This is a genomic window from Spiroplasma sp. Moj (assembly GCF_016082285.1).
Classification (GTDB): domain Bacteria; phylum Bacillota_I; class Bacilli_A; order Mycoplasmatales; family Mycoplasmataceae; genus Spiroplasma; species Spiroplasma phoeniceum.
This window is the reverse complement of the sequence record NZ_MQTY02000098.1, coordinates 451-3,792: the sequence shown is the minus strand read 5'-3', so window position 1 is coordinate 3,792 and position 3,342 is coordinate 451. Positions and strand designations below refer to the sequence as shown.

At 22.4% G+C, this 3,342-nt stretch carries 2 protein-coding genes and 1 pseudogene; 1 reads left to right on the top strand and 2 read right to left on the bottom strand.

Annotation, left to right across the window (positions count from 1 at the left end; genetic code table 4):
- Nucleotides 1-184, bottom strand: a pseudogene (locus tag BST80_RS04520) (IS5/IS1182 family transposase); the annotation flags it as partial.
- A gap of 2,463 nt (nt 185-2,647) precedes the next feature.
- Here BST80_RS04520 and BST80_RS04515 point away from each other — a divergent pair.
- The gene (locus BST80_RS04515; protein ID WP_415746153.1) at nt 2,648-2,917 is read left to right on the top strand and encodes a hypothetical protein; all 270 of its coding nucleotides are present in this window, start codon (nt 2,648-2,650) and stop codon (nt 2,915-2,917) included.
- Nucleotides 2,918-2,934: 17 nt separating this feature from the next.
- Here the strand turns inward: BST80_RS04515 and BST80_RS04510 are convergent, their stop codons facing one another.
- Nucleotides 2,935-3,180: a hypothetical protein gene (locus BST80_RS04510; protein WP_415746152.1), complete on the bottom strand. Its 246-nt coding sequence runs from the start codon at nt 3,178-3,180 to the stop codon at nt 2,935-2,937.
- Nucleotides 3,181-3,342 lie beyond the last annotated feature (162 nt).

Below are 3,342 nucleotides of genomic sequence, written 5' to 3'. Positions count from 1 at the left end.
AATACGATAAAGTCATAAATAATCGATTTTTTAGTGATAATTTGTTAGCTTTGCCACCTTTTTTAAATTTTTCTATTTCAGCAACCTTTAAAATATCTAACATTTTATTAAAAGTGGCTTGTTTTATTCCTGTTAATCGGAATAATTCTTTATCATTAATAAAATCAAATTTATCAAATTTCATAATTTTAGATTCCTATAATTTCTATTTTAAATATATTTTATAGGAATTTTAAAATAACTAGGTTATGCAAGAAGTCTAATGAAAAAATNCAATTAAAATTAGATCTAGACATATCCCTGATATTTGAAATTATGACTTTTTTCAAAAAGAAAAAGATTGATTTACGTATTCTTTTGATGATTTTAAAAAAAGTTTAACGGATAAAGTTAGTTATTTATATATTACTAGTACCTAAAAAACTTATTTATGAGACGCAACAAAACAAGTTTTTATTAATAAAGAAGAACCTGAAAATAATTATCCAGTTAATGATATTTGAGAAAAAATTAATAACGAAAATGGTTTTAATGTTTATGTTATTAATTTACAAAAAATTAATAAAGCATTAGATAATTTTGCTATTAAAAGAAAATTTAAAGGTGATGCTTATAAATGTAATATTGTTAATATTAATGATACTGTTGAGTTTTCTAAATTAGGTGGTGAAGAATATTTTGGTGAATATAACGCTTGATATCTTGATCGTACAATTACAGTTGAAACTACTTATAATTTTCAAAGAGAAGATTTTTTAAGATTTTATTTAGTTCCTTTACAATATGATAAAGAAGATGTTGATGATAATTTATTAATGTTTATATCAAATGCACAACCAAAATATAATGATTTAAATGAATTAGTATATTGAGCTATTACTTTTAGTTATGTAAAAGATTTTATTAGTACAACAGGACAAACAATTCAACAATTTGTACAATTTTCAGCACCAGGAGAAGGTTATGTAATTCCTAAAATAATTTGAGATAAATTAGGTATTCCAAAAGATTATGAAATTAATGAAAAATTTACTGGTGACACTGGAATTAAAAGTATTCAATTAACATTATTAGGAAATAATGGTACTACTGCACCTGTTATTTTTGGTAGACCAATAGAAAATTTAGGTGAATGAAATGAAAAAATATATCCACAAAGAAGATTATTTATTGATGATTTAAAAATGCCCGTTGCTGATTCATTAACAAAATCATCAAAACCATTAACTACTTATTTATTAACTAATGGTATCCCTGCTATTAATGGTCAATATGATAATTGATTAAAAAGAAAACAAGGTCAATCTAATCAAGAAGTTAAAAAGAATTATGAGGGTTATTTAAATACAGATCGTAAATTAACCCAAGCAACTAATCCAAATAATTTAACTGTTAAAGATGTTGCTTTAAATTATAAAGGGAATGCTGTAATTAATAAAAATTATGATGTTAGAGCAAATGGTTATTTTAAATATAATGTAGATATTGGTTATAATACTATTAATCCTAGTAAAAATCGTGGACAATTAAAAGATATGTTAAATTTATTTAGTATTATGTTTAATCATATTATTAGTTTGCCAATTGATATAACAGAAAGTATTGCATGAACTCAAAGAGATGTACATATTTTTGGTAAATTTGCTAGTGCTTTAACTTTTGGAATTCCGATTTATTGAAAAACAATAGATAAAAATACTAATAATTTATATCCAAATATTAATAATGGAATACCTTTATTTATTGGTAAAGCAAATTATACCTTTTATGATGAAAGTTATTGACCTATTGTTGATAGTGGTGGTACACAAGCAAAAAATCAAGGTAATATTCCTTTAGATGCATTTAGATATAATACTCAAGATGAGGTTAATGATATAATCGGTGCTAGTGCAAGTAATACAAGTTGATCATTTACTTTAACTGATAAAATACAAGTTGCCCGATGAAGTAAAAGNNAAAAAAAAAAAAAAAAAAAAAAAAAAAAAAAAGNNNTTAACCGTTATCGTTTAATTAGTAGTGTTATGATACCACAAGATAATATTAATGATGATTATATTTATCATGCAACAGAAGAAAGTATTTCATTTCCACCTAATCCTAATTTTGATGTTATTACTGATATTATGGGTAGTGGTAGATATATTATTGATGCTATTGGTTTTTATAATTTAGGTAAAACTGCTGTTAGAATATATATGTTTTCTGATGATATTGATTTATATGACCCATATTCAATTATGAGTTATTTTGTTAGTTTACAAACTACAAGTTTATACAATAATTCAGTGCGAGATTGATTAACTCTTTATTCACTTAGTTATTTAGATCAATATATAAATGATGATATAGTCCATAAATGACCAGTTAAATTACCTGATCCACCACCAAGTATTAATTTCTATCCAGTACCAATTAATTTAACAGAAATTAGTAAATATTTAAGATTAAATTCACAAAACTTAAATGATAATTGAATAAATGAAAATTATACAATTAGAAAAGATTTATTCGACTTTGGTACATTTGGAATTACAGATTGACAAACTGTTTTAGATAACTATGATAATTTTAGCTTTGAAATGCAAAATGCAGTTGGACATTTTTATCCAAGTAGTGCAAGTAAAGATCCAGAACATATTTATGATTGAAGAAAAAAATAAAAGTAAATTTAAATAAAATTACAGAATCTGGTGTTGATGTTTTTAATAATCATGAAGAGTGATTTGTTGGTAATCCTAATACCGGAAGAGGATATAAACTTGATACTAAAATAATTTTTTATAGAGAAAATATGTATTTAAAATTATTTATTAGTTATACTATTGAATTAAAATATCCATTAGCTGGTGCTTATGCAGAATTAACATTAATTAATAACCCAAAAATAGTAAATATTAATTTAAAAGAAAAATAGGATATTAATCCTATTTTTTAAATAATAATATTTCCATCTTTGTCAATATTTGGAATATTTGGAATATAATTTTCTTTTCATACATATAGTGATTTAAAAAAATTATTATTAAAATCTTTTATTCATTCTTTAATAAGATATTTTTTATTATTACGAATTTGATTAATTAATAATTGTGGCGTATTTGAAATATCACTATTTATTTCAACATTAAAATTATCTTTTTGATCAATAATTATATTTTTTGTTTCGTATTTAAACATACTTATTTTTCAATCATCATTATTTGTTGTTCTTCATATCGTTATATAATAATTATTATCTATATCTTTGAATGGAAAATCAATAAAACATAATTGATGTCAATTTTTTTTATTAGACTTCTTGCATAACCTAGTTATTTTAAAATTCNNNTAAAATATATT